Below are 24,103 nucleotides of genomic sequence, written 5' to 3'. Positions count from 1 at the left end.
CTGAAGAAGAATTCGACCGTCGATTAGAAATCTATGCGGATGGAGAACGCCATGGAGAATAAAGGTTCTCGCTATTTATACTCGATTCCTTATTTTCTTTGGATTATTCTTTTTGTCATTGCACCCATTTTTCTTGTATTCTATTACTCTTTTTTCGATATTGAAGGCCATTTTTCGTTCGTTAATTATCAAAAGTTTTTTACACCAGTCTATTTAAAAATGACATTCAGTTCATTTTGGTATGCAATTTTAATCACAGTATTGACTTTGCTCGTTTCTTATCCAACGGCTTACCTGTTAACGAAAACCAAACATAAGCAATTATGGCTATTATTAATCATTGTTCCATCTTGGATTAATTTGCTGTTGAAAGCCTATGCTTTCCTTGGAATCTTTGGTACCTACGGGGTAGCGAACAGTTTATTGGAGATTATTGGAGTGGGTTCGAAGCAAATCTTATTTACGGATTTCAGCTTTATTTTTGTTTCCGTTTACATTTTTATTCCATTCATGATACTGCCAATTTTTAACGCTTTGGATGAATTGAATCCGACACTTTTGGATGCAGCCAGCGATTTGGGCGCTTCTAAATGGATTACATTCCGCCGGGTTATTTTTCCACTAACGCTGGACGGGGTCAAATCAGGCTGCCAAGTTGTATTTATACCGGCATTATCTCTGTTCATGTTGACAAGGTTAATTGCCGGAAATCGGGTGATAACACTTGGAACTGCAATTGAGCAGCATTTTTTAGTCACTCAAGACTGGGGTATGGGATCGACAATTGCCGTGTTTTTAATCATCATTATGGTGCTAATCATGGTCGCGACCGATACGCGAAAGCGAGGTGTGTAAGTTGGATAAAAAAATCTCTCCGTTATCAAAAGTATTTTTAGTATTCATCTTTTTTATCCTGTATGCACCCATTTTCTTTCTTATTTTTTATTCCTTTAACAGCGGGGATACCATGTACGACTTTAAAGGATTTACCTTGGATTGGTACAGGGAGCTATTTCATGATACAAGGCTGTTGATTATTGTACTTAATACCATTGTTGTTGCCTTGCTATCCGCTCTTTTTTCAACCGTTATTGGAGTTCTCGGGGCATTGGCCATTTACTTGGCGAAGAAACGGCAAACAAAAAATACGCTGCTATCGTTAAACAATGTGTTAATTGTCAGTCCGGATGTCATTATTGGTGCGTCGTTTTTGATTTTATTCACCATGGTGGGAATTAAACTGGGCTTTTATTCTGTGCTGCTTTCCCATATTGCGTTTAGCATTCCCATTGTTGTGTTAATGGTGCTGCCTAAATTAATGGAAATGAGTCCTTCGCTAATCGATGCGGCACGTGATCTAGGGGCGAACAGCTGGAACGTTCTGACAAAGGTAATGATCCCGTTTATTTCACCCGGGATATTCGCAGGTTTTTTTATGGCGTTAACGTATTCGTTTGACGACTTTGCGGTAACTTTTTTTGTAACCGGAAACGGTTTTTCGACGTTATCGGTGGAAATTTATTCCTTAGCACGTAGGGGTATTTCATTGAATATTAACGCCCTATCTGCCCTGCTCTTTGTATTCACGATGCTGCTAGTGGTTATTTACTATTTTATTAGTCAGCGAACCAAGTTGAGTGGAATGGGGGTTCGCAAACAATGAAGAGTCTGATTCGCTTTTTTATCGTCATTGCAGCTGTATCCGCCATTTTGCTATATACCATTTCCAGTTTAAATACATCGCAGGGCTACTCTGGAAGCAATACATTGACCGTATTTAACTGGGGCGACTATATTGACGAGGAACTCATTACGAAGTTTGAGAAGGAAACAGGCATTAAAGTCATTTATGAAACATTTGATTCCAATGAGGCAATGATGACCAAAATAGAACAAGGCGGAACGAATTACGATATTGCTGTTCCATCAGAATATATGATTGATAAAATGCGCCACGAGCATTTACTAATCCCTTTGGATCATTCTAAGCTCCCAAACTTAAAAAATATTGATAAACGGTTTATGGACCTACCGTTTGATCCTAATAATAAGTACTCTATCCCCTACTTCTGGGGAACGGTCGGGATTGTCTACAATACTAAAATGCTTGGTGGAGAAAAAATCACTAGCTGGAACGACCTTTGGAAACCGGAGTTTAAAAATAGAATATTGCTCACTGACGGGGCCCGCGAGGTAATGGGCATGGGGTTAAATAGTTTGGGATACTCATTGAATGATACGAATAAAGCACATTTACTTGAGGCAAAAAACAAACTAAATAAATTGACGCCAAATGTAAAAGCGATTGTCGGTGACGAAATTAAAATGCTGCTTGCCAATGAGGAAGCTTCAATCGGCTTGGTCTGGTCGGGAGATGCCTCAGAGATTATGTCTAATAACGAGAATTTGGACTATGTCGTTCCTAAAGAAGGTTCCAACCTTTGGTTTGACAACATGGTCATCCCAAAAACAGCCAAAAACATCGATGCAGCCCATAAATTCATTAACTTTATGCTTGACCCAAAAGTAGCAGCCAAAAACACCGAATACGTCGGCTACTCAACACCTAACAAGGCTGCCCTAAAACATATGCCTAAAGAAATCACAGACGATAAACGTTTCTACCCATCGCCTAACCTAACCAAAAAACTCGAGGTCTACAAAAACCTCGGTAAAAAGAACCTAGCCTACTACAACGAACTATTCCTGCAATTCAAAATGCACAGCAAGTAGCGGGCCGTATGAGGTTCGGTGTCAGTTCGGTGTCAGTTCGGTGTCAGTTCGGTGCCTGGCACCGCTCGTGTACAATTGTCCACGTGGAAAAGACAGTCCAAGTTTCGGACTGTCTTTATTTATTTATTTATTTATTTATTTATTTATGTATGCTGGAATTTCTTCTAGTAGCTGTTATCTTCTTCGAATTGGGTTTTGTTGGTGTACCAGTTGGTTAACTGGGTTAGTATAGCGAAGACGAAGAAGAAGTTCATCGCCCATATATTGATAAATGGGGTGATTCCTCCGAATTCAATGGTTTCCATTCCCTTTAGCTTCATGACGATCATTGATTCTATAAAAATGAGGATAAATCCCAAAACACCCGCAGCGGCTGCTCTCATCATGATAAACAACTCCTCTATTTCCTTTTTTAACTATTTAAATGGTATCAAGATTAATTTTCAACAATTTTGTGAACGTTGTTAATCCTATTATATATCAGTGGAAAAATATGAAAAGTGAAAAGTACCTTTTCATCAAAAAGATTCCATCTTCACAACTTCCACATAACTTCCCCCTAAAATCCCCACAAGTTTTTTATAAGATAAAGACAACTTAATTAGGAAATAAGTTCACGGAACTCATTTCTTAAAACTTCCCATAATTTTGATTGGTGCCGACACCAATCTATTTTTTTTGTAAAAAGACCCCCTTTTTCTAATTGTCTTGGAAAAAGGGGGTCTTTTATTATAGGGTGCTGACAAAGGTTTGGCTTTCTGTTTCAAACGGATTTTCTTCGATTTCAAAACCAAGATCTTGGATTAATTGAAGGTCTTCATTACTGCCTTGACCTGCCGTGGTTAAGTAATCGCCGACAAAAATAGAATTGGCAATGAACAAACCTAGATTTTGAAGGGAACGCAGGTTGAATTCTCGGCCCCCCGAGACCCTAATTTCCTTGGTCGGATTAATAAAACGGAATAGGGATAAAATTTTCAAACAGCGAATGGGGGTTAGATCATCCATGCCCTCAAGTTTTGTGCCTTTAATTGGATGAAGAAAATTAACTGGAATGGAGTCCGCATCTAGCTCCTTTAAGGCAAAAGCCATTTCTACGATATCGGCATCTGTTTCACCCATGCCACAAATGACACCTGAGCACGGGGAGATCCCCGCCTTCTTCACATTTTCAATGGTAGTAACTCGATCATCATAATCATGAGTTGTTGTAATGTTAGTGTGATGATTGGAGCTCGTATTTATATTATGATTAAATCGGTCCACCCCGGCCGCTTTCAGCTTTATAGCCTGTTCCTCCGATACCAATCCCATGCAAGCGCAAATTTTGATCTGGTCTACTTCACTTTTAATCTCCTGGACTGCAGAGATAACCGTGTCCACTTCATTATTGGTCGGTTTGCGCCCACTCATAACGATGCAATATGTACCAATTTTATTCTTCTTTGCCTCTTTAGCACCTTCCACAATCGTTTGTTTACTAATAAGCGGATACCTTTCTATTTCTGTGGTTGCTTTAATAGATTGAGAGCAATAGCCGCAATCTTCCGGACAAAGGCCGCTCTTGGCATTGATGATTAGGTTTAGTTTAACTTTCTTACCGTAGTAGTTCCGTCGAATTTCGTATGCACCATTCACAAGAGACAGAATGTCGTCATCTTTTGCCAGCAAAATTTCTTTCGCTTCTGACTTTGATAGTGAGTAACCATCAAGAACCTTTCTAGCAAGCTCTGTCCAATTCATTTCATCACCTCCGAATAATATGTTAACCATTTTAAATTATAAGTTAACATATTAAATTATAAAACAAGAAAACCATGAAATAAACTATTTTTGGAAAAAAATTCAGTACTCCATCTTCACAAATTCCACATAACTTCCCTATAGGTTCTACATAAGTTTTCTATATGATAAAGGTAACTTAATTAGGAAATAAGTTCACGGAACTCATTTCTTAAAACTTCCCATATTTTTGATTGGTTCTCTCAACCAATCCTTTTTTTTGCCCTTTTTTAAAGGGGCTTATAAATATAGCCCCTTAGTATAAACAGACGTTATTGTTTCTGCTATTTCTTCTATTGAATCCTGCCGCTCATTTCGAACTATTTCCCAAAGATACATTTCATTCATGAAAAACCATCCTCTTGCCACCAATTCATGCTTTAATTCCGATCTTGCTAACCCTTTGTGTTGGGCATAGGCAATATCCTTTGAAATGATTTGAATAAACTTTTCTCGAATGGTTTTCCACTTGTCGGCAATAGCAGTTGATATGCCAATTCCCTGTTCAAATACTTGCATCATGTTACGTTCCATTTCTGCCATCTTTAAAAAAGCCGTTGCCTGCTCTTTAATGATTTGCTCTGCTTCCTCTTTTGATGTTGGAAAAAAGGTAATTTCGGCTATTTCATAGAATTTCTCCATCACATCCTCCATTAGGACAATGAGGATGTCCTCTTTTCCTTCAAAGTGAACATAGGCTGTTCCGTACCCAATATTAGCTTTTTTTATCATTTGAGTGATCGTCGCTTTTTGAAACCCATCTTTTAAAAATACTTCTCTAGCTGCCTCCAATAACTTTTGTCTTGTCTTCAAGGATCGCAAATGTCGTTTATCGATTACTTCCTGATCAGCCAATTTCCTTCCTCCCTGATCCTATTTCTTCTAGCATAGTGGGAATTTGCAAAAATGAAAAGTATCATCCTTATCTGTGAAAACATTATTAATTTTCTGATATATAATATTGACACCGTGTCACATTCCTTGTTATGATTCACTAGAAAAAACCTTAGTAAGGAGGAGTAATATGGACTTACATGATTTTTCCCTAACATTAGATTTTGCTAAAAAGTTGGACTCTGAAGACACATTAGCAAGATTTCGAAAAGAGTTTTACCTTCAACCGAATACCATCTATATGGATGGGAACTCATTAGGACTGCTTTCAAAACGTGCCGAACGTGCACTATTAGATACACTTGAGGATTGGAAAGAGTATGGCATTGATGGCTGGACACAAGGAAAACAACCATGGTTTAACCTTTCTGAAAAATTAGGAGAAATGATTGCTCCATTAGTTGGTGCATCCGCAGATGAAGTTATTGTAAGCGGTTCCACAACTGTTAATCTTCATCAACTGCTTGCCACATTTTATAAACCAAAAGGTTCCCGCACCAAAATTGTGGCGGATGAGTTAAATTTCCCCAGTGATATATACGCACTCAAGAGTCAACTAAACATACATGGATTGGATCCAGATGTTCATCTGATCCGTGTAAAAAGCCAGGACGGCAGATTCTTAGTTGAAGATGATATTATTGCCGCCATGTGTGATGATGTTGCACTTGTGATTCTCCCAACTGTTTTATACCGCAGTGGCCAAATCTTAGATATGAAACGCTTAACAGTAGAAGCCCATAAACGAAATATTATGATTGGATTCGACGCATGCCATTCTATTGGTGCAATACCTCATTCTTTTAGTGAATGGGATGTAGATTTCGCGTATTGGTGCAATTATAAATACTTAAATGGTGGACCAGGTGCAGTCGGAGGCTTGTTTGTAAATCGAAAGCATTTTGGCACAGCGCCGGGATTAGCCGGATGGTTCGGGTCTGATAAAGAGAAGCAATTTGATTTAGAACATAACTTTACTCCTGCTAATACTGCTTCTGCCTATCAAATTGGAACACCTCACCTCTTAAGTCTTGCTCCGTTAATGGGTTCATTAGAAATTTTCGCAGATGCCGGTATGGAGAAAATCCGTCAAAAGTCTCTTCACATCAATCACTATTTTATGAGATTACTAGAGGAAGAATTAGCTGGAATGGAGTTTGAAATTGGCAACCCTAGAGAGGATTACCGTCGTGGCGGACATGTAAGTCTTGAGCATCGTGAAGCTGCCAGGATCTGCAAAGCATTAAAAGAAAACGGGGTTATTCCGGATTTCCGGGCGCCGAATGTCATCAGACTCGCACCAGTTTCTCTCTATACCTCCTATGAAGACGTTTGGAAAGCCGTTCAGATTCTCAAAAAGATTATGACCGAAAAGCTATATGAGAAATTTGCCAATGAACGTGAAGTCGTGGCATAACCTGTTTCATTTTTTTAAGAAACCTTAAGGAGGCTATATATGGAGAACAAACCTACACAAATAAAAAATGGCCACGATTCTGAGAAAGAGCTAAAGCGCGATTTAACTACTAGGCAGCTCACCATGATTGCCATGGGGTGCGCCATTGGAACAGGACTGTTTCTAGGAAGTGGATTGGCCATTAGTACGGCCGGACCTGGGGTATTAATCAGTTATGCTATTGGTGCTTTCATTGTCTTATTATTAATGGGATGTTTAGCAGAAATGACAGTTGCCCATCCCTCTACGGGAGCTTTTGGATTTATTGCGGAAAAGTATATGGGTCCGATGGCCGGTTATCTTGTCCGATATTCTTACTGGATCGCAAATGTATTGGCGGTCGGAGTTGAAGTAAGTGCCATTGCTGTTTATATGCATTATTGGTTCCCAACCGTTCCAGGAATGATTTGGATCTTGCTGTTTGGTGGGGTTCTAATTTATGTAAATGCTACAAGTGTTAACACCTTTGCTACCTTTGAATATTGGTTCTCCATGATAAAAATCAGTGCCATAATTGGTTTTATCCTGTTGGGACTCTATGTTGTGTTTGGTTCTTCCTCCGTGGCAAATATTGGCCCGGAAAACCTAGTAAATACCGGAGGATTCCTTCCACATGGCTGGTCAGGTGTATGGATTGCGGTTTTTATTTCTTTATTCAGCTTTTTAGGGACAGAATTAATAGCTGTTACAGCCGGCGAGGCAAAGGATCCGGATGTTGCCGTTCCAAAAGCTTTAAAGGCAACTGTCTTCCGTCTATCCACCTTCTATGTCATCACACTTGCTATTATGTTAATGATTGTTCCATGGAAATCAGCAGGAATCGATAAAAGTCCATTTGTAAAAGTAATGGAAATTTTAAATATCCCGGGTGCTTCCGGAATTATGAATTTTATCATTTTAACAGCGGCATTATCGGCAATGAATAGTCAACTTTATGCATCCACAAGAATGATGTTTTCCCTATCACAAGCTAAATTTGCTCCTGCCTTTCTTGGAAAAGTAAACAAAAAAGGAGTCCCGCTTACTGCTCTTGGTGTTTCTACTATTGGAATCATGGTGGCGGCAGCGGTCAGTGCCATCTTCCCTAATACCTCCTATGCTTTTATGATGGGAATCTCCATGTTTGGAGCGATTTTCACCTGGTTCATGGTTTTCATCTCTCATTTGTATTTTAGAAAAGCCTGGGAGAAAAATGGTGGCCGTAATCTGCCGGTAAAAATGATTGGTTTCCCCTATTTAACCGTGTTGGGGGCCATTCTCTTAGCAGCCCTTATGATTACAACTTGGTTTACGGATTTTAAAATATTACTTCAATTCGGTATCCCATGGCTCATCTTTTTATCTATCATTTATTTCTTTACAAGGAATAAAAAAACTAATGTACCAGAATCATTAAATCAGCAAGTTAAATAAAGAGGATTGGAAGAAAGGGATGATTAATAATGAACAACCTTGACAGTACAAAGCGGCAAATGAAGGGGAGTCTGGAGAAGGAAATCCAAACCAATTTTCAAAAAGAAATGTCATATGGTGATTACCTTCACCTGGATCAAATTTTATCAAGCCAACATCGTCTATCCCAACATCATGACGAGATGCTCTTTATCATCATCCACCAAACAAGCGAATTATGGATGAAGCTGATTTTACATGAATTAAATGAAGCCATTCAGTGTATTCTTAAAAACGATCTGGAGCCATCCTTCAAAATGCTGTCACGTGTCTCGAGAATTCAGCAGCAGTTAATTCAATCCTGGAGCGTACTTACTACATTAACTCCAGCTGATTACATGCAATTTCGCGATAAGCTGGGACATTCCTCCGGGTTTCAGTCCTACCAAAATCGTCAAATAGAGTTTGCACTAGGACAAAAAAATGTCCATACTTTAGCTGTTTATCAGCACCAGCCAGAATTATATGAAACGATGGTTAAATCCCTTGAAGCACCCAGTATTTATGATGCGGCCATCATGGCGCTTAAAGCACATGGATTACCAATCGAAGAAAATGTTCTGAAACGGGATTGGTCTCAAAACTACGAACCAAAGACAAGCGTTGAAGAAGCGTGGCTGACTGTTTACCGGAATACCGATCAATACTGGGATCTTTATGAGCTTGCTGAAAAGCTGGTAGACATCGGCAATCAACAGCAATTATGGCGTTTTAATCACATGACAACAGTGGAAAGAATTATTGGCTATAAGAAAGGAACAGGCGGGTCATCCGGCGTCAACTATTTAAAAAAGGTAGTTGATCAACAATTTTTCCCTGAATTGTTGAGTCTCCGAACCAAGCTATAATACACTATAAACAAAAAGATAGCGGAGTTGAGGAGGCAAAAATATGAGTAAATGGATTGATGTTTCACAACCTCTTGCCAATGGAATCCCCGTTTGGCCGGGAGATACCCCTTTCAGTTACAAGGTGAGCTGGAGTAAGGAAGAAAGCGGGTCAGTCAATGTAGGCGAAATTACGATGAGTGTTCATACCGGAACCCATATTGACGCTCCTTTTCATTTTGATAATTACGGTAAAAAAGTCATTGATCTTGACTTAAATTTATACATTGGAGAAGCATTGATTATACATTTGGAAAATGTGACGAGCATTGGGGTCAACACTTTGGCAGATTTCCATTTGGACGGTGTCACTCGACTGTTGATCCGAACAGATGCATGGAAAGACCGGATTCATTTCCCAGCTTCTATTCCCCCTATTGAACCGGAACTGGCCGCCTATTTAGCCGTTAGAGGTGTCCGTCTGCTCGGACTCGATTTGCCCTCGGTTGACGCTTTGGACAGCAAAGAACTCTTAGCTCATCACGAGCTCACAAAACATGGGATCCACATATTAGAAGGATTGGTTTTAGATCATATAGAACCAGGAAATTATGAATTAGCAGCCCTTCCATTGGCATTAAAAGAGGCAGATGGAAGTCCAGTTAGGGCAGCAATTAGAAAGATTAAGAGGCTTTAACACAATGTTAAAGCCTTTTTTTACTACTGTAATGTTCCATCATCTTATTTATCAGCCAATTTCCTACTATAAACAAAACAATACAAAGTGGCAAAGACCAAGAGCCAATCTTGTCTAACATGGCATTCCCAAAGAATATGAGCACGGCCAAAAAGCCTATTTTTAAAAACCAAAATAAAAAATTCATACGTTTCACCCTTTCAGGAAAACTATTAATACCTATTTTCCCTCATAAAGGTGTACGTTTCAATGAATGACTCTTGGGCTGAAAAAGCCCTCACAATTTACCGTGGCCTTGCTTACTACGCCACTTTAATAGCTTTACCAAATGGAACTCTTGGTAAAAATTGACCAGGAACCAGCCAAAACATATCAAAGTCAACTTTTTCCATATCTTCCGAGAAAAAGCCTGTCACATCCGTAATATAAAACAGTGTGTCAATATTTTCTTCTTTTGCCCATTCAAGCACGAGTGTATACGATGATTTTCCGTGGCTAAAATATTTGATTGTATCGCTTTTAACCGGAGTGATACTTCTTATTTTAAAGTCAGCTTGAACCAAAATCGTATCTGGTTTTACCGTTTCAAAAAGTTTTACAATATTATTAATAAGAATAGCAGGTGCTTCACTGCTAGAAGTATCGACTGCTAATGCTACTTTCTTATCTTGACGTTCCTGAATCATTGATAAAATCCGCTTATGCCATTTCAAAACCGTTTCCCCCTTTGTTTTTGTGGCGACAGCTATTATTTTAAGTTAAACAAAATAGGTTTATGATTGGATAATATTAGAAATCAATATTTGATGAAAAATTGTTTAAATTGAGCATAAACTATAATAACAATCATAAGATTTAAGTTTCCTTAAATTAATAAAAAACTTCACCGTTTAAACAACTTTAGCTTTAATGCGTTATGTACTCTTGTACTCATAGAAAAACACCCTCCTAAGAACCCAAATAGGATTCAGGGGGGTGTTTTTCCTTGTCTCATTGATCTTGGTCTTCCAAAACTTGCTTATCGATTTTTATTCCAGTAAGAAGACCTTATAATTATGCTGCTATTTCTTCTACCTCAGCGTCGTCAAGCTTGTAGCCTTCCCATCTTGAGATGACGATGGCAGCAAGTGAGTTACCTACGATATTTACGCAAGTACGAGCCATATCAAGGATTCGGTCGATACCTGCAATGAATGCAAGGCCTTCGACAGGAATACCGACACTTCCTAATGTAGCAAGCAATACAACAAAGGATACACCCGGTACCCCGGCAATTCCCTTGGAAGTTACCATTAATACCAGTACCAATGTAATTTGATGCGTGATGCTCATATGAATGCCGTACATTTGAGCAATGAATAATGCGGCAATGGCCTGATATAACGTTGATCCGTCAAGGTTGAAAGAATACCCTGTAGGAATGACAAAGGAAGTAACCGACTTTGGACAGCCGATTTTCTCCATTTTTTCCATGATTCTTGGAAGAACTGTTTCTGAGCTAGCAGTAGAATACCCTAATAATAATTCGTCTTTTAAATATTTTAAAAGCTTGAAGATGTTATAACCAACCAGTTTAGCTGTTAACCCCATAACAACCAGAATAAAGAAGGCCATAGCACCATATACAACAATTACCAGTTTTCCTAACGGAATTAATGAAGAAAGACCAAACTTTGATACCGTTACTCCAATTAATGCGAAAACGCCAAGAGGAGCAACCTTCATGACTTGGTTGACGACATAGAACATTGCCTCTGAAATCCCTTTAAAGAAGTTAAGAAGCGGCGTTCCTCTTTCACCAATCGCTGCAATTCCTAGCCCGAACATGACGGAGAAGAAAATAATGGCTAACATATCCCCATTTGCCAGTGACTGGATGATGTTGGTTGGAACAATATTAACAAATGTATCAACCATCGAGTGGCTTTCTGTTGTTTTCGCAGTCTCAACATAGGTATTAATATCTGTTTTTGTTAAAGCAGAGCGGTCCACTCCTGTCCCAGGATGGAAAATGTTTGCAGTTAGCAACCCTACTAATATAGCAATAGTAGTAATAGTTTCAAAATAAAGGAGCGTTTTACCGCCCAGTTTACCAAGAGATTTTATATCCCCTACACCGGCAACACCAACAATAATACTAGAGACAACTATTGGCACTACAATCATCTTAATTAGACGGATAAAGATATTGCCGATAGGCTGCAGATAATCAGCTACATGCGGATTACCATAAAATATACCCCCTACCACAATACCTAGTGCCAATCCAATAAAGATTTGCCATGCTAAACTAATTCTTTTCATTCGCATTCTCCTTGTTTCTTTAGTATAAAAAAGATAATAAATTGATTTATTTTAACACATAATTCGAATAATAGTCTGTTACTTTTCTCACAAACTATTTAGATTTCTACTATAATTTTAATTTTTATTCCATCATAATACAATAGAAATTTTATTCCATTATTATAGCTTTAAATATTTTATTAAAATAATAAATATTCTGAATATTGTTAAACAAAATATTATATAAAATAAAGAAGCATCTTCCTTCCATTCAACCACCCTAGTAAATTGATACCCTTTCAGTTTTCATTTCTGAACAGAAAATAAGTGCAAAACCTACTGGTTTTACACTTTTAAAATGGCTTCGTGATCATTAGAAAAATGATAATGATAAAAATGACATTGGCAAGGTTTTCATAGCGGAAGAGAATTTTCGATAATCTCCAATATTCTTCAGGAATTTCTTCACCTTTATGGGATTGCAGCAAAGCTTTAACAGGTCTTGATCTTGGTGATAACAATAACGGTCCAGAAGCAAGCGCCACCAAGAACAGCACAAGACTTGTAAGATACCATCCCATCTTAAATAAGCTTGGATTCATAACCCCCAGAAGCAAACCAGTAACAAGCAGCAAGGTTCCACCAATCATGACATAGATATGCAGCTTATGTCTAACGGCATAGGAATGCCTTAATTCGGTCATCGTTTTTCCTGATTTTACAACCGTTGTTAAAATAAACCCCGGCCCCATCCCAATGATGGCAGAAAATATATGGATGATAACTAGGATTTTGTAGAATGTCATACTAGCAGCCTCCTCTATTCAATACCAACACTATTTTACCATAATCTTCATTACTATAATTAGCTTTGATACATCTTCAATGTAGTTTATAAAAAAAATAACCCGGCACACCGAAGGAGTATGCCGGGTTAACTTTATTTTAAATGAAGATCCATATGCTCATCACCGAAGTACGTTCCATTGACTTTAATTGCATTTTCCTCCATGCCATACACTTTAAATCCCAGACTGCTATATAGATTCTTGGCTTTTTCATTACCAGCCGTGACAGATAGGTTTATTTTTTCAATTCTATTAATGGTTTTTGCTTTGTTGATGGCTTCTGTAAGGAGCGCCTTTCCAACACCCATACCTCGTTTTTTAGGAGTGACGTACATGGCAAAAATATTGGCGCGATGCTGAATTTTACTTTGTTTTTCAAGCAGTAAGGTTACCACCCCTATCAGATTGCCTTCATCAAATGCACCAAAAGTAAAATTCTCTTCAGCAGCTAACTGGTGAGAAGTCTGTTCGATCGGTTTTTCCCTTTTTAATGCTTCTTCATAGCTGACCATAAACGCTTCGGGGTTTTGTTGCAAAGCTTCTAGTCTAATTTTCCAATAAACTTCAGCATCTGAAGAGTCCAGCAATCTGATCTCCACACCTACTCCCCCTATATCTCTTCACTTTTTTTCACTGCAGTTGTACCCTTAAAAAGTGGAGCCAAACATAAAACCCCGACAATAAATAATAAGGCGGATGTTTCATAAATCGTCATTAAGGAAAAAGTTTTCTTTAGCCAGCCGCTAGCCGTCATGGTAATGACCATCGTTCCCATAAAAACCGGATTCAAAATCCCGTTCACACGGCCGATGAAGGCTGCTTCGGTATTTTTTAAAATCATCGTATTAATGCCAATATGGATGCATGGCATGAATAAACCACTAATAAATTCAGCCGTTAAGGTCAGCCAGAACAGATCAGACATCCCCATTACTAAGAGTCCAATTGCATTGATTGTCATCCCTAAAGCAAGCAGGATTTGCGGAGGAGTCTTTTTCGAAAAGCCCACCGTTAAACCTCCACCTAAAATCATCCCGATTCCAAATGCCGCCATCAACCATTGGAGCTGTTCCTTCGGTAATCCCAGCTGTTCCGTAACAAGGAATACTGCTAGCGGTTGAGTTAATCCCAGTGCCAGACCCGCTGCAGCAAAACTGCCTCCCAACAATGTCAGTGAACGGCTATTCCAAACATAGCTAAAGCCTGCCTTCATTTCTTCAATAAGAGTAGTTGGTTCCGCTTTTTTCTCCTCCTCAAAATCTGCTGGTAGTAAAAATAAAATCCCAGCGGATAACAGGAAAGCCACACCCATTATGGCAATGGCCGCATCAATGCCGTAATGCTGATAAACAAAAGTACCTAGTACTGGACCTAAAATCATAAACAGCGCAAAAAGCGTCTGGTAAATGGACATACCCATTTGAATCAGTTCTTCAGGAACATGCAATTTAAATAGTTTCATTCCTGATGGCTGTGAAAATTGTGAGAGAATGGATGACACAAGTGTCGCAAAGAAAATAACTTTCCAGCTTCCGAACACAAGTGCGATGAGTACGATAAAAATCGAAACCGCACTAAGGAAATCACACCATATCATCGTTTTTTTCGGCCTCCATCGATCTGCAAATGTTCCTCCGATAAAGGAAAATAGGAAAATCGGAGCAAACTCAGCCACCGAAATCAGTGATACCGCTACTGGGTCAGAATGGGTTTTCTCTACCACAAATAAGAGAATCGAATAGTTCCGAACCCAAATGCCAATTTGCAAAAATAACGTTGAAAGAAGAATCGTTTGAATCACACGATTTTTTAACAATGCTCCTGCCGACATGTTAGAGTTTGTTGCTTCCATAAAAAAACCTCCTTATTCATCACTCTGAATAGGAGGCAATACAGGCACAAAGAGACCAATTTCGTTAAAGTCCCCTCGATTTTATATAAAAAAGCCCGCACTAATCCTATTCAGAAATATAGTCGTGTTTATACGAACTGCTTCTAAAATGGATTAGTAGATCATTGGCTTAATGGTCACCCTTCCTTATTTCGTATTTTTTATCATACTTGAAATGAAAGTGTGTTTCAAGAAAAAAATGTTATTTTGTGGGAATTTTTTTCAAAAGTAATAGGTATACAACGTGGCAAAAATTGTTATATACATATGGTAATATTAGTATGTCAGACAAGCTGGAGGTGATTTTAATGGAACCAAAATGGCTAGAGTGGGCAAAGCAGCTGCAGTCCATCTCACAGGCAGGGCTAACGTATTCCAAAGATGTCTACGATTTAGAAAGGTTCGAAATGATCAGAAACATAAGTATTGATATAATGGCCCACTATACAGAACTGGCACATTCCACGATTAAAAACCTATTTGCCAACGAAACAGGCTATGCCACTCCGAAAGTGGATATTAGGGCAGTCGTTTTTAAAGATGATAAAATTCTAATGGTTCGCGAAAAAATGGATGGGAAGTGGTCACTTCCCGGCGGCTGGGCCGATATTGGACAAACCCCTGCTGAAGTAGCGGTGAAAGAAGTAAAAGAAGAAGCAGGATTCGTTGTACGAGCAAAAAAATTGCTTGCGGTCATGGATATGAAATGTCACCCGCATCCTCCTTCCGCCTACCATATTTATAAAATTTTCATCCAATGTGAGATTGTCGGCGGACAGGCTGAACAGGGGCTGGAAACGTCCGATGTTCAATTTTTTGCCGAGTCCGAACTACCAGAACTGTCAGTTGGCAGAAATACAGACTCCCAAATAAAAATGGCTTTTCGGTATATAAAAAATCCTGAAACACCTGTATATTTTGATTAAAAAAACGAAACACCAGTCGCATATTTCTGACTGGTGTTTTATTTTTTAAAAGGTATGACATTTCTAGATAAATGTTTTTGAAAAGCATCTAAAAGTAGGTAGTCCATCTTTTTCAGTTCTAAGCATGGTTGTTGCCCTGTCGGATAAGGATAGATCATTCGGTGACATAATGGGCACGTTCCTTGCTCTGCAAAACGATGTAAAATATTGAGCGGCATCGGCGGATTTGTATTAGCTACCATAAAAACATATCGTTTACCTTGAAAAGTAAATAAAAGATCCGTCCCACTATATCCGCTAACTTCTGAAACATTGATATCTTTAAATGTTAAACCCCTTACCTTTACTTCATTCATTTTTCTTCGCACTTCTTTCATTTTACTTTTAATTCCATCATACCATAATCACTTACCGTTCACGAATAATGGCAGCCTTTAAGGTTAAACTATGGGTCGAACCTATTAGAGCGATGGAGGTACTTTTATGGCGGATTTTTTAGAACCATTTGAATATGAAACCGGGACTGCAATTCGGACCTTCAATATCATTGATACAAATGTAAATGCCGATGGTTATGAGGTTCTGCTAAACATTGATTTAGACAGCGGCTATGATCTTGAAAATGTTAAAATGCACATTACCCACGAGGACCTGTTGGCCTATGAAACAACAGATATCCATGAAGCTGTTAAATATGCTTTAGGATTTTTTGAGCAGGAGGATGCACAATGACTAATCAAAATAAGAATTCAAAACCGCAAAAAAATACGATTAAACAGAGTCAAGCAGAGCAAACTTTGAAAAATCAGGCAAATATTCAAGATACTGATAGAGCTTGGGAAGATGACCGATTATAAGGGGTCATCTTCTTTTTTAATGAAAGAAAAGCCGCTTTCAAATCTCCCCAACCCTAGCCATTATTCACAAAAATTCCTAATTTCATAATTGAATATTTGTAATATCTGTTATACTATAAATATAACAGATGGAATATAAAGGAGTGTGAAACGAATGTATATCACTCTCAACCTGGAATCGGAAGAACCCATTTACACGCAGTTAAAGTATCAGATTATTGCTGGGATTGCAAAAAAAGAACTGGTCTCCGGTGAAGCACTACCTTCAGTAAGAACTTTGGCAGCCGACCTCGGGATTAATCTTCATACCGTCAATAAAGCGTACCAACAACTGAAACAAGAGGGATATATACTAATCCACCGGCAAAAAGGCGTTGTCGTCAATCCTGATGGGATTCCCAAGGCAGACGAGTCTTACTGGTCCGAGTTAAAAACCAAGCTCCATCCTTTAATTGCCGAAGCGGTTTGCCGAGAAGCTCAGGAGCAAGATTTTTTGCAGCTTTGCCAACAGCTATACCAAGAGTTTTCAAAGAAAGGTTGATGTAGGATGAATTCGACCATTTTTTTATTTATTATGTTGGTTCCAGTTTTCATACCGTTCATTTTTATACCGTATTGGACTAGAAAGACGGAGAGCTTTGGCATTTCTATTCCTGAGGATGCCTTTTATTCTACCGACATTCGAAATATGAGAAAAAAATACGCTTGGATCAACGGGATCCTTGCCTTGCTGTTTACAGTCATCTTTTATGTTGTATCAAGCGGGCATAGTGAGCATTTTATCAGCATCGTTTTTCCCATTCTGATTTTTGGATATATCGCCGCAAGCTTTGGGGTTTATCTATTTTTTCATAAAAAAATGCAGGATGTAAAAAATACCCATAAAGATTGGGTTGGTAAATCACAGTTAATCGTGGTTGATACTAAATTTCGGAATCAAAAGCTAACTTATTCCAATTTATGGATGTTAATCCCGTTTACTCTATCCATTTTTACATTGGCTATCGTTTTATTTCACTATCAGGATATTCCTGAACGATTTCCGATGCAGTACGATTTTAATGGGGAAGTAACCCGCTGGGCTGATAAATCGTATCGTTCCGTATTGTTAATACCCATTATTCAAATCTATATGACCATGCTGTTTTTGTTTATTAATACCATTATCTCGAAGGCCAAACAGCAGGTATCAGCGGAGAATCCTGAGGAGTCCCTTCGCCAAAATATTATTTTTCGAAAACGTTGGTCACTGTTCACGATTATAATGGGTACTGGTTTGGTCTTGATGCTCACGCTACAACCGTTATCTTTCATTTATCCAATCAGCCATCAGGTTTTATTAATTGCACCGCTTGTTTTTGTGATTGGTGTCTGCGCTGCATCTATTATTCTATCTATTACCACCGGTCAAGGCGGCAGCCGCATTGGAAAAGCCGCTGGCGGCAAATTGATTGACCGGGATGATGATCGTTTCTGGAAACTGGGGATGTTTTATTTTAATAAAAATGATCCTGCGATTTTCTTGGAAAAACGTTTTGGAATAGGATGGACTAATAACTGGGCTCACCCAATCTCATGGGTTATTACAATTGGCATTATTTTAATAATCGTAGGCCTGCAGTGGTTTTTAGGTTGAGTTAGCGCATGAAAGAAAAAGGAATGCAGTCATCATTATTTTTTTCAACAAAAGCTCACATCTCCTTTTAAAAAGAAATACGTAAAACTCGAAAAATCCCCATGTGGCCTTTCACATGGGGATTTTTAAACAGCTGTTGTATTTACCTACTCATTAGGTCCAAATACCCTGTTGCTAATATCCGGAATGCTTTGTTTTTCGATTCGTTTATTCAATGTCTCTTTCATGCCCGGAGATAGGAGTTCACATTTTGCCAATTCCTGTATTGCCTGAAAATCCGGTGTTCTTGAGTGAATTATTTCATTACATTTTTTGATCGTCCAGTGTGGGTACGGGCGCTCAAGTCTCGTGAAGGTCTGCCCTGCCTCTACAAAACCCTCTTTCAGGACCCGATAATACCAGCCTGTTCTGCCGGTATTTTGTAATAACAATGCAAAGGTTTTCTCTCGAAAGCGGCGGGCAGGCTTCCAGCATGGCTGTCTTGGCTGAGATACCTGGACAATGGCCTCACCGATTTGAAAAGTATCTCCCAACGCAACCGTATCTTCAGTAGCCCCCTCCATAGCGAAGTTTTCTCCCATGCTACCAATTGTTATCTCTGGATTCCCTAATTCAGTTTGCCAATAAGTGTAGTTTCCGACAGGATAGGCGAATACGGCTTTTTCTGGCCCTCCATGATGTTCTGTATCCGCCACCCCATCCCCGTTTAAACCTGTCTTTCCGACCCACACCCGACCATGAACAGCCTCCTTAAAAATGGCACTCGTCCATTCCCGATCCATCGGACTAACGGCTTCTTTATTCCCAACTGTTTTAGGAAGACCAACAAGCAACTGCTTCAATAATATCTCCATTTTACTTCTCCTCTCAACCTAACCCTCATAACTACAGTTTATCGAAAACATATTCAACCTCCAATGAATAATTCCTGCAAAATTACAAAAATAGGCACCTTCCCTGAAGGAAGATACCTATTCTAAGCAACTAATTGTCCTCCTGAGGCGGACAATTGTCCATGAACGGTGCCTGTCACCAATCCATTATTAGAACTGTTCCCTGCCAAGATCAACAGCGGTGGTTGCTATGGTGTTGAAGGCTGTGATGCGGAAGGCTAAGGAAAAGTCTTCAAAGGTGCAGCGGTATTTTTTGAGTTGGTTTTGGCCGCAGGAGTTGCTGCCGAGCCCGTTTTGTTTGTAGTCAAGATTGAGCACGATGTAGTCACGCGGTTTCAGGTCGATCGTATGTTTAGCTGCCTCGAGGTCGCTCACTTCGTAGTATGATGCGCTGAAGTTCAATGAATTTTCAGCAACAAATATTAGCCCGGTCGAGTTATGGTCCGTAAGGCTGACCCAGTCACAATCGGAACGATTGCCATTCTCCTGAGGTTTCACATAATGGGTGAACAATTCTTCAATCTTGCTAGTGTATACTCCCAGGTGGTTGGCTTGCTGCGAATCTGGATAGCTTTCGCCAGGGCCGCGACCTCTCCATTGTACTTGATTAAATTGGTTATTTAGCTGAAGTCGGACACCAAGCCTTGGTATCATTTCCGGGGCATTTTGCTTTAGGCCGGCAGCTGTCCCATTAATTCTGAATACAATATCACCGTCCGGATAAATCCTGTAAAGATACTGAAGCCTGTAATACCAAGAGCTGTTCGTGGTTCCGTAAAGGGCACTTGTGCTCAACTCGAAGACAGATTCCTTCAATTCATAGTGAATGTCTTCCACAATCTCATGTCCTAAATGCATGAAATATTTGGTCCGATAGTCATTTAAAAGATACATGTCATTATCAATTGGCGCTCTCCAGAAATGAAATCTTGGGCCATTCTCAATGATCACACCACCGTTTTTGATTACTTCCTTTAACACTCCTTTAACTGTATCAAAGGTGACTGTAAAATCGGAACCAGAAACGGTTAGGACCGTTCCCTCTTTTTTGACCTTAAGTTCCGCTTCCGCATGCACCCTGTAGGTCTTTTCTTTTCCAGGAAGCATAAAAGTAGCATTTGCCAATTCATGACCTTTTGAAGCCCACATCGTCTCTTCCTTTAACTGATAAGAAAACACTAAATAATAATTGGCTCCACTTTTCTTTTTCACATTTTTTCCAAGGAGAACTTCGATTTCGTTCGATTGTCGCCCCTCCAGCTTTGGTATTTCTATATCCTGTGCTTCCAACAGCTGATGATCTTCAAATAAAGAGCATGTTAACTTCAAATGATCCAAAGAAAGAAAATCATAGCGATTGTTTAGGCGAAATTCTCCTTTCTCAAGATCCACCGCTTCCGTTTGTACCGGCTCTATTACCTTTTTATACTCTAATAAACTCGGAGATGGAGTACCATCCGGCATCACAAGGCCATCAATGCAAAAATTCCCATTCGTTGGATCGTCACCAAAATCGCCGCCATACTGATAATAAATTTTACCATCCTCGGTCATTGCCTCGATCCCATGGTCAAACCATTCCCAAATGAATCCGCCTTGCAGTTTATCATACTTGTAAAATAAATCTTGGTATTCTTTTAAATTGCCAGGGCCATTTCCCATGGCATGAGCGTATTCACAGAGAATATGCGGCTTTGTTGATTTTTCAATAATCTTTTCCATGGTAAGCCGATCCTTACGCTCCTCTAGCCAGGTATACATGGTACTATAAACATCGGTTACTTCCGCTTCGCTGTCCCCTTCATAATGGACAAGACGGGTCGGATCCATTTCCTTAGCCCGTTTAGCCATGGATCGGAAATTATCACCAAAGGAAGATTCATTCCCAAGTGACCACATAATGATGCAAGGATGGTTTTTATCCCTGGCAATCATTCGTTCAAGTCGGGATACATAGGCCTCTTCCCAAGCATGATCATTGCTGATCCAATTGTAATTCCCTGTTAACTCAAAGCCGTGACATTCCAAATCCGCTTCATCAATTACATACATTCCATATTGATCACATAAATCGTAAAAATAATAGGCATTAGGATAATGGGCAGTCCTGATTGCATTAATATTATGTTGTTTCATGGTCCTAATGTCCCGTTCAATCTCTTCCTTTGTCACGACCCTCCCTGTCTTTGGATTAAAGTCATGCCGGTTGACACCTTTTAACTTAATAGCCACCCCGTTTACAAGGAATTGATCCCCGTTTAATAAGATTGTGCGAAAACCTACCTTTTGATGAACTACTTCAATGACCTGACCATCCTTTTTCACTGTGAGGTAAAGGTCGTATAAGTGTGGAGTTTCTGCACTCCATCTCTTTGGTTCAGTCACTGTTTTGTAAAATAATTTCGTTGCACATTGTTCCTCACAAAAAATCAGCCTCCCATCAGGAGCTAACAATTCATATATAATGGTCTGATCAGAGTGTTCAGTCATTACGGGTTTTACTGTTAGCAAAGCATCCAGCCAAGTTTGTTCAAACACCGTTTGAACCGTTAAATCATAAAGCCCCTGTTTAGGTCTTGTATAAAGCTCGACATCACGGAAGATCCCGCTCAGCCACCACATATCCTGATCCTCTAAATACGTACCATCTGACCACTGAAATACTCTAACCGTTAAAGTGTTGGTTCCTTGATAGCAGAACCGGGTCACATCGAATTCAGCTTGAAGGCGCGCTCCTTTGCTATACCCCGCAAATTCACCATTCACATATACTTCAAAGGCTGAATCTATCCCGTTAAAGCGCAGGATCAATTGCTCTGCAGACATTTCCCGTTCCAGTTCGAATTCCCTTCGATAAATCCCGGTTGGATTATCCGTTGGAACATGTGGGGGAATAATCGGAAAATTGTACCAAAGATCGGAATAATGCATTTTTCCATACCCCTGAAGCTGCCAGTTTCCGGGGACGATAATGTCATACCAATGCCCTGTATCGAATTCATTCTGGTAAAACCCTTCGGGAGAATATTCAGGAGCTTCAAGAAATAAAAACTTCCATGTCCCGTTCAGATTTTGATAATATTTACTTTTTTCAGCATCCCTTGTCTCCGCTGCTTCTCTAGTTGGATAACTGAAAAAATGCGCCCTTGCAGCCATTCGGTTGATTCCATCTGTATGGATATCTTCCCATCGCTTTAATTTTTTCATTTTGTCACCTCATCTTTTCGCTAAAAAGCTTCCTTCAATAAATCTCCGAGCATTAGGAATACACTCGATGTCCAAGTAAATGCCGGATCACGCAATGATTCACCTGTCATGGCATCAAAATTCTCTGCCATACCCGCATTTGTGGCCATCTCACAAAATCTCTCGGCAATGTCCAATGCCAATTCCCTCTCACCGGCTGAAAGGAGGCCGTCCACCAGCAGCATTGTTGTTGGAGCCCAAATTGGCCCTCGCCAATATCCGTCGTTCCGATAATAAGGGCTGGAAGGTAACTCTGTCGCCAATCCATGTTCTGTAAGAAAACCTTTGTATTTTATATCCATTACAAGTTGGTTTACGATTTCATCCGGAAGCCTTTTACCTAGAATAAGTGGCATATATACAACAAGGCTGTTGGAATGGATCGGCTCATGCGTTCCAGACTTTAAGGCAATAAATCGATTCCCTTTCCAAAAATGACTGATCATTCTGGTTAACATTTCTTGTGAACGTTGCCGCCATCTTGCTGCCTCCACATCTTTATTAAGCTTTTCCGCCACATCTGCTAGTACATCCATTTGGATGACTAAAAAGGATGTAAGATCCGGACTCTCCACAGGTGTTCCTTTATGGAAGATCGTACTGTTATCCCAGCCGCTATCATTGCCGTGATTATATTGGGGAATTCCATCACAGTCCGTATCTTGAAACTGAATCCACCAGTTGGTCCATTTGACAAGCGGTTCGTAGACTTCCTGTAATTTCTCCAAAGTTACATGATCGGTTTTTTCCATCAATTTTCTTAGTGTCCAGCCATGGATCGGGGGTTTGGTAAAATTCCAAAGAGCATAACGGTTATTTACAAAATCAGGCAGGACACCTGATACATCCTGTAAATCAAAAAAGATCAAAAACTGATCCCAAGCCAGTTCAGGTGATTTTTTTGCCAAGGCTATTGCATTAAAGCAATGATCCCAACTCCAAATGTTGGTCATCCAATTCTTAGACATATACATGGCTGGCCTTGTCAGCATTCCTTCAGGCGGGACCACACATGACCACGTAATATATGAGGCTAACAGTCTTCCATCTCGATATCTTTCTGGCATTTCAAGCGTATTGGCATACCAATAATCAAATTCAGCTTGTACCCTGTTTTGTCCCTCAGAAAATAGCAAATATGAACGGTGTGCATAAATGGTCGTAAACTCTTCAATGGCACACTCCATTTCCGATACGCTGGAATCTGGGAGAAAATCCACCACAATCTTTTCACAACGCTGTTCTTTAAAGGGGGCTTCCACTGTCATATTTCCAGTAATCGTTGTCAGCAAATAACGGATTTCCTGAGAGGAGTGGTTGACCTCCCATCTGTTCTGCTCCACTTTTACTGCATAATCGTAAACGCCGGTTATCCCAATTAGCCGGACTCCGACACCCTTGCTTTTGATTTGCAGAACTTTTCTTTCCGTAATACAGAATTCTGCAAATCCGAATTCCGCATTTAGGCGGAGTACACTTGGGGTTAAACCGGCTGTATAAGGCACCGTTCCGCTGTCCTTTATTAGTTCAATCCGAAAGACAGCACCAAAATCATTGTCTCCATTTCGGATATTGCGAATGTAGAGTGAATCATCTCCTGTTTCATGATGATTCTGCGAAATGGTAATAAAAGAGCCATAACGACTGAAGGGAACCTTTTTTATATCCAACATAACCAC

At 39.6% G+C, this 24,103-nt stretch carries 24 protein-coding genes; 12 read left to right on the top strand and 12 right to left on the bottom strand.

Features of this window, described 5'->3' with window-relative positions; translation table 11 throughout:
* The first annotated feature begins 51 nt into the window (after positions 1–51).
* From V7083_RS06725 to V7083_RS06715, 3 genes are read left to right on the top strand one after another with little or no spacing between them, the layout of a single operon-like run.
* A complete protein-coding gene (locus V7083_RS06725; protein ID WP_335476612.1) occupies positions 52–855 on the top strand; it encodes an ABC transporter permease in 804 nt (267 codons plus the stop codon).
* 1 nt (position 856) lies between these two features.
* The gene (locus V7083_RS06720; RefSeq protein WP_335476611.1) at positions 857–1,663 is read left to right on the top strand and encodes an ABC transporter permease; all 807 of its coding nucleotides are present in this window, start codon (positions 857–859) and stop codon (positions 1,661–1,663) included.
* Positions 1,660–2,733, top strand: coding sequence for an ABC transporter substrate-binding protein (locus tag V7083_RS06715; RefSeq protein ID WP_335476610.1), 1,074 nt, complete (start codon positions 1,660–1,662; stop codon positions 2,731–2,733). The genes V7083_RS06720 and V7083_RS06715 overlap by 4 nt, the downstream gene beginning before the upstream one ends.
* 164 nt (positions 2,734–2,897) lie before the next feature.
* On the opposite strand, the gene V7083_RS06710 is transcribed toward V7083_RS06715, so the two are convergent.
* From V7083_RS06710 to V7083_RS06700, 3 genes are all read right to left on the bottom strand, one after another.
* A complete protein-coding gene (locus V7083_RS06710; RefSeq protein ID WP_335476609.1) occupies positions 2,898–3,119 on the bottom strand; it encodes a hypothetical protein in 222 nt (73 codons plus the stop codon).
* Positions 3,120–3,462: 343 nt separating this feature from the next.
* A complete protein-coding gene (bioB, locus tag V7083_RS06705; RefSeq protein ID WP_335476608.1) occupies positions 3,463–4,476 on the bottom strand; it encodes a biotin synthase BioB in 1,014 nt (337 codons plus the stop codon).
* A 279-nt stretch (positions 4,477–4,755) separates the two neighbouring features.
* Positions 4,756–5,370: a TetR/AcrR family transcriptional regulator gene (locus V7083_RS06700; protein WP_335476607.1), complete on the bottom strand. Its 615-nt coding sequence runs from the start codon at positions 5,368–5,370 to the stop codon at positions 4,756–4,758.
* Between the two features lie 169 nt (positions 5,371–5,539).
* On the opposite strand from V7083_RS06700, the gene kynU reads away from it, so the two are divergent.
* Genes kynU through kynB form a run of 4 tightly spaced genes read left to right on the top strand, consistent with a single transcriptional unit; the run spans position 5,540 to position 9,841 of the window.
* The gene (kynU, locus tag V7083_RS06695; protein ID WP_335476606.1) at positions 5,540–6,826 is read left to right on the top strand and encodes a kynureninase; all 1,287 of its coding nucleotides are present in this window, start codon (positions 5,540–5,542) and stop codon (positions 6,824–6,826) included.
* 39 nt (positions 6,827–6,865) lie between these two features.
* Entirely contained in the window at positions 6,866–8,278 is a 1,413-nt protein-coding gene (locus V7083_RS06690; RefSeq protein WP_335476605.1) for an amino acid permease, read from the top strand.
* Positions 8,279–8,307: 29 nt separating this feature from the next.
* Positions 8,308–9,165: a tryptophan 2,3-dioxygenase gene (gene kynA, locus V7083_RS06685; protein WP_335476604.1), complete on the top strand. Its 858-nt coding sequence runs from the start codon at positions 8,308–8,310 to the stop codon at positions 9,163–9,165.
* A 43-nt stretch (positions 9,166–9,208) separates the two neighbouring features.
* A complete protein-coding gene (gene kynB / locus V7083_RS06680) occupies positions 9,209–9,841 on the top strand; it encodes an arylformamidase (protein WP_335476603.1) in 633 nt (210 codons plus the stop codon).
* A 302-nt stretch (positions 9,842–10,143) separates the two neighbouring features.
* Here the strand turns inward: kynB and V7083_RS06675 are convergent, their stop codons facing one another.
* From V7083_RS06675 to V7083_RS06655, 5 genes are all read right to left on the bottom strand, one after another.
* On the bottom strand, positions 10,144–10,554 hold the full coding sequence (locus V7083_RS06675) for a hypothetical protein (RefSeq protein ID WP_335476602.1): 411 nt from the start codon (positions 10,552–10,554) through the stop codon (positions 10,144–10,146).
* 340 nt (positions 10,555–10,894) lie between these two features.
* Positions 10,895–12,145, bottom strand: a complete 1,251-nt coding sequence (locus V7083_RS06670) for a cation:dicarboxylate symporter family transporter (RefSeq protein WP_335476601.1) — start codon at positions 12,143–12,145, stop codon at positions 10,895–10,897.
* 335 nt (positions 12,146–12,480) lie between these two features.
* Entirely contained in the window at positions 12,481–12,933 is a 453-nt protein-coding gene (locus V7083_RS06665; protein WP_335476600.1) for a DUF2269 family protein, read from the bottom strand.
* A gap of 134 nt (positions 12,934–13,067) precedes the next feature.
* Positions 13,068–13,574, bottom strand: coding sequence for a GNAT family N-acetyltransferase (locus V7083_RS06660; RefSeq protein WP_335476599.1), 507 nt, complete (start codon positions 13,572–13,574; stop codon positions 13,068–13,070).
* Positions 13,575–13,585: 11 nt separating this feature from the next.
* Positions 13,586–14,827: an MFS transporter gene (locus V7083_RS06655; RefSeq protein WP_335476598.1), complete on the bottom strand. Its 1,242-nt coding sequence runs from the start codon at positions 14,825–14,827 to the stop codon at positions 13,586–13,588.
* 347 nt (positions 14,828–15,174) lie between these two features.
* Here V7083_RS06655 and V7083_RS06650 point away from each other — a divergent pair, with 347 nt between their 5' ends.
* Positions 15,175–15,792, top strand: coding sequence for an NUDIX hydrolase (locus V7083_RS06650; protein WP_335476597.1), 618 nt, complete (start codon positions 15,175–15,177; stop codon positions 15,790–15,792).
* A 38-nt stretch (positions 15,793–15,830) separates the two neighbouring features.
* Here the strand turns inward: V7083_RS06650 and V7083_RS06645 are convergent, their stop codons facing one another.
* Positions 15,831–16,148 (bottom strand): hypothetical protein, encoded by a 318-nt coding sequence (locus V7083_RS06645; protein WP_335476596.1) that lies wholly within the window; start codon positions 16,146–16,148, stop codon positions 15,831–15,833.
* Positions 16,149–16,275: 127 nt separating this feature from the next.
* Here V7083_RS06645 and V7083_RS06640 point away from each other — a divergent pair, with 127 nt between their 5' ends.
* The 4 genes from V7083_RS06640 (at position 16,276) to V7083_RS06625 (ending at position 18,285) form a co-directional block, all read left to right on the top strand.
* Positions 16,276–16,524, top strand: a complete 249-nt coding sequence (locus tag V7083_RS06640; protein ID WP_335476595.1) for a hypothetical protein — start codon at positions 16,276–16,278, stop codon at positions 16,522–16,524.
* Positions 16,521–16,649: a hypothetical protein gene (locus V7083_RS06635; RefSeq protein ID WP_335476594.1), complete on the top strand. Its 129-nt coding sequence runs from the start codon at positions 16,521–16,523 to the stop codon at positions 16,647–16,649. Before V7083_RS06640 ends, V7083_RS06635 begins: the two co-directional genes overlap by 4 nt.
* A gap of 154 nt (positions 16,650–16,803) precedes the next feature.
* On the top strand, positions 16,804–17,190 hold the full coding sequence (locus V7083_RS06630) for a GntR family transcriptional regulator (protein WP_335476593.1): 387 nt from the start codon (positions 16,804–16,806) through the stop codon (positions 17,188–17,190).
* A 6-nt stretch (positions 17,191–17,196) separates the two neighbouring features.
* Positions 17,197–18,285 (top strand): DUF1648 domain-containing protein, encoded by a 1,089-nt coding sequence (locus V7083_RS06625; protein WP_335476592.1) that lies wholly within the window; start codon positions 17,197–17,199, stop codon positions 18,283–18,285.
* A gap of 146 nt (positions 18,286–18,431) precedes the next feature.
* On the opposite strand, the gene V7083_RS06620 is transcribed toward V7083_RS06625, so the two are convergent.
* The 3 genes from V7083_RS06620 to V7083_RS06610 form a co-directional block, all read right to left on the bottom strand.
* The gene (locus V7083_RS06620) at positions 18,432–19,139 is read right to left on the bottom strand and encodes an MOSC domain-containing protein (RefSeq protein ID WP_335476591.1); all 708 of its coding nucleotides are present in this window, start codon (positions 19,137–19,139) and stop codon (positions 18,432–18,434) included.
* A 189-nt stretch (positions 19,140–19,328) separates the two neighbouring features.
* Positions 19,329–22,385, bottom strand: a complete 3,057-nt coding sequence (gene ebgA, locus V7083_RS06615; RefSeq protein WP_335476590.1) for a beta-galactosidase subunit alpha — start codon at positions 22,383–22,385, stop codon at positions 19,329–19,331.
* 20 nt (positions 22,386–22,405) lie between these two features.
* On the bottom strand, positions 22,406–24,097 hold the full coding sequence (locus V7083_RS06610; RefSeq protein WP_335476589.1) for an amylo-alpha-1,6-glucosidase: 1,692 nt from the start codon (positions 24,095–24,097) through the stop codon (positions 22,406–22,408).
* Positions 24,098–24,103 lie beyond the last annotated feature (6 nt).

Origin of the sequence: Bacillus sp. JJ1764, assembly GCF_036962145.1 — a bacterium.
Taxonomy (GTDB): Bacteria; Bacillota; Bacilli; order Bacillales; family Cytobacillaceae; genus Neobacillus.
This window is presented reverse-complemented; position numbering and strand designations above follow the sequence as displayed.

What these genes read in the sequence shown, in the direction of transcription:
- V7083_RS06655 (WP_335476598.1), bottom strand. Translation starts at nt 14,827, where the DNA reads ATGGAAGCAACAAACTCTAACATGTCGGCAGGAGCATTGTTAAAAAAT.
- V7083_RS06665 (WP_335476600.1), bottom strand. Translation starts at nt 12,933, where the DNA reads ATGACATTCTACAAAATCCTAGTTATCATCCATATATTTTCTGCCATC.
- V7083_RS06670 (WP_335476601.1), bottom strand. Translation starts at nt 12,145, where the DNA reads ATGAAAAGAATTAGTTTAGCATGGCAAATCTTTATTGGATTGGCACTA.
- bioB (WP_335476608.1), bottom strand. Translation starts at nt 4,476, where the DNA reads ATGAATTGGACAGAGCTTGCTAGAAAGGTTCTTGATGGTTACTCACTA.
- V7083_RS06610 (WP_335476589.1), bottom strand. Translation starts at nt 24,097, where the DNA reads ATGTTGGATATAAAAAAGGTTCCCTTCAGTCGTTATGGCTCTTTTATT.
- kynB (WP_335476603.1), top strand. Translation starts at nt 9,209, where the DNA reads ATGAGTAAATGGATTGATGTTTCACAACCTCTTGCCAATGGAATCCCC.
- V7083_RS06690 (WP_335476605.1), top strand. Translation starts at nt 6,866, where the DNA reads ATGGAGAACAAACCTACACAAATAAAAAATGGCCACGATTCTGAGAAA.
- V7083_RS06620 (WP_335476591.1), bottom strand. Translation starts at nt 19,139, where the DNA reads ATGGAGATATTATTGAAGCAGTTGCTTGTTGGTCTTCCTAAAACAGTT.
- ebgA (WP_335476590.1), bottom strand. Translation starts at nt 22,385, where the DNA reads ATGAAAAAATTAAAGCGATGGGAAGATATCCATACAGATGGAATCAAC.
- kynA (WP_335476604.1), top strand. Translation starts at nt 8,308, where the DNA reads ATGAACAACCTTGACAGTACAAAGCGGCAAATGAAGGGGAGTCTGGAG.
- V7083_RS06715 (WP_335476610.1), top strand. Translation starts at nt 1,660, where the DNA reads ATGAAGAGTCTGATTCGCTTTTTTATCGTCATTGCAGCTGTATCCGCC.
- V7083_RS06635 (WP_335476594.1), top strand. Translation starts at nt 16,521, where the DNA reads ATGACTAATCAAAATAAGAATTCAAAACCGCAAAAAAATACGATTAAA.
- V7083_RS06645 (WP_335476596.1), bottom strand. Translation starts at nt 16,148, where the DNA reads ATGAATGAAGTAAAGGTAAGGGGTTTAACATTTAAAGATATCAATGTT.
- V7083_RS06650 (WP_335476597.1), top strand. Translation starts at nt 15,175, where the DNA reads ATGGAACCAAAATGGCTAGAGTGGGCAAAGCAGCTGCAGTCCATCTCA.
- V7083_RS06710 (WP_335476609.1), bottom strand. Translation starts at nt 3,119, where the DNA reads ATGATGAGAGCAGCCGCTGCGGGTGTTTTGGGATTTATCCTCATTTTT.
- V7083_RS06725 (WP_335476612.1), top strand. Translation starts at nt 52, where the DNA reads ATGGAGAATAAAGGTTCTCGCTATTTATACTCGATTCCTTATTTTCTT.
- V7083_RS06630 (WP_335476593.1), top strand. Translation starts at nt 16,804, where the DNA reads ATGTATATCACTCTCAACCTGGAATCGGAAGAACCCATTTACACGCAG.
- kynU (WP_335476606.1), top strand. Translation starts at nt 5,540, where the DNA reads ATGGACTTACATGATTTTTCCCTAACATTAGATTTTGCTAAAAAGTTG.
- V7083_RS06640 (WP_335476595.1), top strand. Translation starts at nt 16,276, where the DNA reads ATGGCGGATTTTTTAGAACCATTTGAATATGAAACCGGGACTGCAATT.
- V7083_RS06625 (WP_335476592.1), top strand. Translation starts at nt 17,197, where the DNA reads ATGAATTCGACCATTTTTTTATTTATTATGTTGGTTCCAGTTTTCATA.